This window comes from Paraburkholderia sp. RL17-373-BIF-A, assembly GCF_046030175.1.
Classification (GTDB): domain Bacteria; phylum Pseudomonadota; class Gammaproteobacteria; order Burkholderiales; family Burkholderiaceae; genus Paraburkholderia.
This window is the reverse complement of sequence record NZ_JARESO010000143.1, coordinates 1-5713: the sequence shown is the minus strand read 5'-3', so window position 1 is coordinate 5713 and position 5713 is coordinate 1. Positions and strand designations below refer to the sequence as shown.

Annotated in this window: 5 protein-coding genes; 4 read left to right on the top strand and 1 reads right to left on the bottom strand. The window is 63.6% G+C overall.

From position 1 onward, the window contains the following. Positions 1-436: 436 nt before the first annotated feature. Positions 437-1237: a DeoR/GlpR family DNA-binding transcription regulator gene (locus P0D80_RS48405; RefSeq protein WP_132379828.1), complete on the bottom strand. Its 801-nt coding sequence runs from the start codon at positions 1235-1237 to the stop codon at positions 437-439. A gap of 341 nt (positions 1238-1578) precedes the next feature. Here P0D80_RS48405 and P0D80_RS48400 point away from each other — a divergent pair, with 341 nt between their 5' ends. The 4 genes from P0D80_RS48400 to P0D80_RS48385 all read left to right on the top strand — a co-directional run bounded on the left by P0D80_RS48400 (position 1579) and on the right by P0D80_RS48385 (position 5600). After that, positions 1579-2574: a 2-keto-3-deoxygluconate permease gene (locus P0D80_RS48400; protein ID WP_132379830.1), complete on the top strand. Its 996-nt coding sequence runs from the start codon at positions 1579-1581 to the stop codon at positions 2572-2574. Next, complete coding sequence (locus P0D80_RS48395) at positions 2571-3914, top strand: four-carbon acid sugar kinase family protein (RefSeq protein ID WP_408295416.1); 1344 nt, start codon at positions 2571-2573, stop codon at positions 3912-3914. The genes P0D80_RS48400 and P0D80_RS48395 overlap by 4 nt, the downstream gene beginning before the upstream one ends. Next, positions 3911-4912, top strand: coding sequence for a 4-hydroxythreonine-4-phosphate dehydrogenase PdxA (pdxA, locus tag P0D80_RS48390; protein WP_132379834.1), 1002 nt, complete (start codon positions 3911-3913; stop codon positions 4910-4912). Before P0D80_RS48395 ends, pdxA begins: the two co-directional genes overlap by 4 nt. An 85-nt stretch (positions 4913-4997) precedes the next feature. Beyond that, positions 4998-5600, top strand: coding sequence for a TetR/AcrR family transcriptional regulator (locus tag P0D80_RS48385; protein WP_132379836.1), 603 nt, complete (start codon positions 4998-5000; stop codon positions 5598-5600). The last annotated feature ends 113 nt before the right edge of the window (positions 5601-5713 follow it).

The window sequence follows — 5713 nt, the reverse complement described above, 5'->3', positions numbered from 1 at the left end:
GGCCGGTGCACGTGCTGACGGCGTCGGCGACGGTGCGCCGGATCGTCAACATGACGGCGCTGCTGGTGGCGGATGTTGTGGGCGGCCGCATGAACGGTTGATTCTTGCGCCTCGGCTTGGTCACGCGGGGATGCAGCAAAGCAATCTCGCGTTGCACGATGCCCACGAGGGGACCCTCGATTCGACATCGCGAGCCGGCCTTACTTCGAACGAAAAACCTGCGCGTATGTCTGGATGGGCGTCGACGGGCCCAAGCCAGGCGCTCCGCTCCACAACCCGCACTACTACGACTTCAACGACGACGCATCGGCTACCGGTGCCTCATATTGGGTCAACGTCGTGAAGGCGTTTGGCGCTGCGCATGTGTGAAGCTTCGCCGCTGCCCTGTGCGACTGTGTGGTCTGTAATGGCCGCGCGGCGCCGACGCCTGAAGACACTATGACTTTCCGTGAGGCAGCGGCTGGCGCGCCTGCTGCGAGGCGGTTTCGATCGTCACTTCGCTGTGCAGCAGGAATGTTGCCAATTCCGGCGTGCCCGGTTGAGCATCGGTCACCAAAGTCCAGTCGCGTTCGAGTGGTGTCCAGTGCTGCTGGCTCGCGCGATCCAGTTTGTGCGACGTTACCAGCACGAAGACGTTGGCCGCCTGCCTGATGATGCATTCCTTCAGATAGGCCTGCTCGGCGGTCGCCTCGCAGAGCCCACGGCCGGCGACCACGCCGTCCGCGCCAAGAAAAGCCTTGTCGACGGACAGGCGGTTCAACGCGATCTGCGCGAGCGGCCCAAGCGTGCTCATGCTTGAGGGCCGCAGATCGCCGCCGATCAGCGTGACCGGCACGTCGCTCGACGCAAGCAGGCCAATTGCCAGCAGGTTGTTGGTGACCACGCGAATGTCGCGGCGGCCGGCCAGCAGCCGGGCCATTGCAGCGGTGGTGGTGCCGCCGTCGAGAAAGATGGTGTCGCCGTCCTGGACGTGGCTCACCGCCACCTGCGCGATCGCGTCCTTTTGCTCGCGGAAGCTTTCGCGCCGCAGATCGAGCGACTCCTCGGGTTCGTGAATCCCGACCGAGGCGGCCGCGCCCCCATACGTGCGCACGATGAGCCGTTCGTCGGCGAGCGCGCGCAGGTCGCGACGTACGGTTGCTTCGGACATGCCGAAATGCTCGCACAGGGCGCCTACGTCGTTCATGCCGGACAGGACGGCCTTCAGCATCGCCTCGCGGCGGTTCGTAACTTTCATGGTGATAGAGGGTAGCGGGTCATCCGAATGCTGCGCGCAATAGAGGAGAGGCGCCAACGGGCGTAAGTGTAATCAAACCGGCTGCTGGAGCAACGCCTGTGGAGCGGGGCGCGCTGCGCCCGCGACGTCGTTACGGCATACAAGTGTTTTTTGCTCAATGTGATCGATTCAATCAAATTCGGCCCCATTACGCCTGGGCGTGCTCGTTTTGGCGAATTTATCAGTCTCGACAACGTGTTAATGGACGGATTGCGCATGGGCGTCTCGTGGCGTACACTCCGAATGACTGAATCAGTCATTTATAAATGATTGTTTCGATCATTTCCATACAGGAGACAATGATGGCCCAAGTTCCTATCAAGCGCGCGATCGAACGCGTTCCGGGCGGGATGATGATCGTCCCGCTACTGTTCGGCGCAATGATCGCCACCTTCTTGCCGGGCATGCCGAAGTTCTTCGGCTCGTTCACGAATGCGTTGTTTACCGGCGCGTTGCCGATTCTCGCCGTGTTCTATGTGTGCATGGGCGCGTCGATCGATGTGAAGGCAACGCCTTATCTGCTCAAGAAGGGCGGGGCGCTGTTCGCGGCGAAGGTCGGGTCCGCGATTGTGGTGGGTGTCGTGCTGGGCCACTTTTTGGGTGAGCAGCCGGTTTCGTCCGGACTGTTCGCGGGAATGTCGACGCTGGCGGTGGTTGCCGCGATGAACGACACGAACGGCGGCCTGTACATGGCGTTGATGGGTCAATATGGCAAGTCTGAGGACGTCGGTGCCTATACGATCATGTCGCTCGAATCCGGCCCGTTCCTGACAATGGTCACGCTCGGCGTCGCCGGGCTGTCGGCGTTTCCGTGGCAGACGCTGGTCGGCAGCATCCTCCCGCTCGCGGCCGGCATGCTGCTCGGCAATCTGGACCGTGAGATGCGCAACTTTCTCGGCCGCGCTGTACCTGTGATGATTCCGTTTTTCGCCCTGGCGCTGGGCGCGAGCCTCGACCTGCACAAAGTATGGCAAGCCGGCTTGCTCGGCATTGGCCTCGGCGTCGCGGTGGTGATCGTGACGGGCATCCCCCTGTATTTGACCGATCGGCTGACCGGCGGCACGGGTGTCGCAGGCGTGGCGGCAGCCAACACGGCTGGCAACGGAGCGGCTGTGCCGGCGCTGATTGCAGCGGCCAACCCGGTCTATGCCGAGGCCGCGAAGAGCGCGACTTTGCTGGTCGCCTCATGCGTCGTCGTGACCGCAATCGTGTCGCCGATTCTCACTGCGGCCGTCGCAAAGCGAATTGGCAAGCAGGCCGACGCCAGCCGCGCCGCTGCATTGGAGGCGACCCGGTGAGCAGCACGAGCATTCTGATCATCGCCGACGACCTGTCCGGCGCCGCCGACTGCGCGATTGCATTTGCGGGAGCGGGGCGCAGTACGGCGGTGACGCTGAACGCGTCACGCGCGATGGGCGCGGCGGAGGTGATCGCGGTGGATACCGACACGCGCCGCATGCCGCCGGCCGAAGCTGCACACTGCACCAGCGCCGCGTGGCTGGCGCAGCGCGGGCCGGGTCGGCGTCTGTACAAGAAAATCGATTCGACCTTGCGCGGTAACTGGGCCGCGGAAGTAGCCGCGTTGCAACCGCTCGCGGGCCTCGCCATCGTCGCCACGGCCTTTCCTGCCACTGGGCGCACCGTCCGTGAGGGCCGCGTATTCGTGCGCGGCGTGCCGCTCGAAAACACGGAAACGTGGCAGCTCGAACACGCCGCGCACTCCGCCGACCTCAACGCCATGGTCAAGGCGGTCGGCTTGCGCACCGCGGCCCTGGGTGTCGACGCGCTGCGTGGCGATCCCACAGCGTTGCGCGCTGCCATTGCCGCTGTGGCGAGCAGTGGCGCGCAGGCGCTCATCGTTGATGCGGAAACGGATGCGGATTTGAGAGCACTCGCGCAGGCGACGGCGTCGATGGACGAAGCCCTGTTCTGGGTCGGCTCAGGCGGTCTGGCTCGCGAACTGGCGTCGTTGAGTGACCTGTTCGATGTTGCCACGGAAGCCGCGCAAGACGCGCCGCCGAAGCCAGACCAGCAGAGAAGCGCGATCCTGATCCTGGTGGGCAGCCTGTCGGCCGTTTCGGAACAGCAATGCGCGATGTTGCGCGAGCGTGCGGGCGTGGGCGAGTTGATCGTGCCGCCGGTCGTGCTGCGTGCGGGCGAGTCTCATCAGGAGTGGACGGCCTGGCAAGCACGCGTTGGCGCGCATCTGAGCGCGCACACCGACTTGCTGGTGCGAATTGGGCGCGACGATCTGTTCGATCCCGCCGAAGGCGCGCAATTGTCTGCGTCGCTCGCTTCGCTCGTCGCACCGTTTTTCACGCATCTGAGCGGTTTGATCGCGACGGGCGGCGAAACCGCGCGCGCGATGCTCGGTACAGCGGGCATCGACAGCCTGCAATTGCTTTCGGAAATCGAGCCGGGCGTGGCAGTGGGCCGCCCGTACGGCAACCCGCGCCTCACCGTCGTCACCAAAGCCGGCGCATTTGGCAGCGAGCATGCGCTGTACGGCGCCTACCTTCATCTGCGGGGCACACCGGAGTTCGCTGACAACGAGTCCGGATCGGCTCACCCGAGCGGCAACACAACATCTTCGCCGGCTCGCGAAACGAACCAACGTCATTCAGGCAAAACATCATGAGCAACTATCTTCCAGTCATCGGCATCACGATGGGCGACGCAGCGGGCGTGGGTCCGGAAATCGTCGTCAAGAGCTTGACGCACGAGTCCGTCTACCGGCAGTGCCGGCCGCTCGTCATCGGCGATGCCGCGCGCCTCGAGCAGGCCAACCGGATTGTCGGCGGCAGCACGAAAGTGCGTCGCATCGCGAAGCCGGCTGATGCGCAATATGAGCAGGGCACCATCGACTGCATCGACCTCGGGCTGATTCCCGCCGACCTGCCTTTCGGCGCACTGTCGGCGCTCGCAGGCGACGCCGCGTATCAGTACATCGCGCGCGCCGTCGAACTCGCGAAGGCCGACGAGATCGATGCGATCTGCACGGCGCCGCTGAACAAGGAAGCGTTGCACGCCGGCGGTCACAAGTATCCCGGCCACACTGAAATGCTCGCGCATCTCACGGGCATCGAGGAGGTGTCGATGATGCTGGTCGCGCCGAAACTGCGCGTGATTCACGTGACGACTCACATCGGCATTATCGATGCGATCCGCAAGATCGAACCAGGCCTCGTGCAGCGCACGTTAGAGCGAGGGCATGCGACGCTGGTGAAGGCGGGCATTGCCAATCCGCGCATCGCCGTGTGCGGCATCAACCCGCATGCCGGCGAAAACGGCCTGTTCGGTTATGGCGAGGAAGAGGAAAAGATCGTTCCGGCCGTGCAGGTCTTGCGTGAACGCGGCTGGGACATCGAGGGCCCGCTTCCGGCCGACACGCTGTTCTTCCGTGCGGGACGCGGCGACTTCGATCTGGTGGTGGCGATGTACCACGATCAGGGCCATGGTCCGGTCAAGGTGCTCGGCCTCGAAGCCGGCGTCAACGTGACGGTCGGACTCGATGTGATCCGTACCTCGGTCGATCACGGCACGGCGTTCGATATCGCAGGCAAAGGCATCGCTGACGAACGCAGCCTGCTCGAAGCACTGCGGCAAGGCGCCGAACTTGCGACGCGCCGCGCCTAACGCGGCTTGAAATCGATGTACGTGCGCGGTGTCGCCCGCTCGCGCGGAGCGACACCGTGCCCTTAGGGCTGTAGTTGTCAGGGTTATGCAAACACGACGCACTGAAGACTTTCGCGAAAGGCTACTCGAAGCGGGTGTCGCGCTGTTCGCCGAAACGGGTTATCACGGCACCGGCGTAAAAGACATCGTCGAGCGTGCCGGCGTGCCGAAGGGCTCGTTCTACAACTACTTCGAGAGCAAAGAGGCATTCGGCGCGGCAATCCTGCACCACTACGCGCAGGAGCAGGCCGCTGAATGGAAGCGGTATTCGCGCGAAGCGGCATCGTCCGATCCGCTGCTCGCGCTTCGCGGCATCTACGCATGCATCGTTGCCGACTACGAAGCCTGTGACGACCGCTACGGTTGTCTGGTCGGCAACTTTGCAGGCGAGATCGCGCAGTCGAGCGATCTGTGCCGGCTCGCCGCGCGCAGGACGGTCAATGAATGGCGTGTCGGCTGTGCCGATTATCTGCGGCGCGGCCAGGAATACGGCTCCGTGCGGCGCGATCTTTCGGCTGATGCAATGGCTGACCTGTTCTGGAATGCGTGGGAAGGCAGCCTGTTGCGCATGAAGCTGGATGACTCGGTCGAGCCGCTGAAGGCTTGCGTGCATTCCATGTTCGATCTGTTTTTCAAATCCCCGCAGTAACGGTCGTGGCTGGTTTGAACGGCGTCTGGTTTCGATCCGGGTAGCCGTTTATTCCGTTTTGAGACGACCGGTCATTTCAATGTAAGGAAGAGAGATTCAATGCAGAACTTTAC

What these genes read in the sequence shown, in the direction of transcription:
- P0D80_RS48405 (WP_132379828.1), bottom strand. Translation starts at nt 1,237, where the DNA reads ATGAAAGTTACGAACCGCCGCGAGGCGATGCTGAAGGCCGTCCTGTCC.
- P0D80_RS48400 (WP_132379830.1), top strand. Translation starts at nt 1,579, where the DNA reads ATGGCCCAAGTTCCTATCAAGCGCGCGATCGAACGCGTTCCGGGCGGG.
- pdxA (WP_132379834.1), top strand. Translation starts at nt 3,911, where the DNA reads ATGAGCAACTATCTTCCAGTCATCGGCATCACGATGGGCGACGCAGCG.
- P0D80_RS48385 (WP_132379836.1), top strand. Translation starts at nt 4,998, where the DNA reads ATGCAAACACGACGCACTGAAGACTTTCGCGAAAGGCTACTCGAAGCG.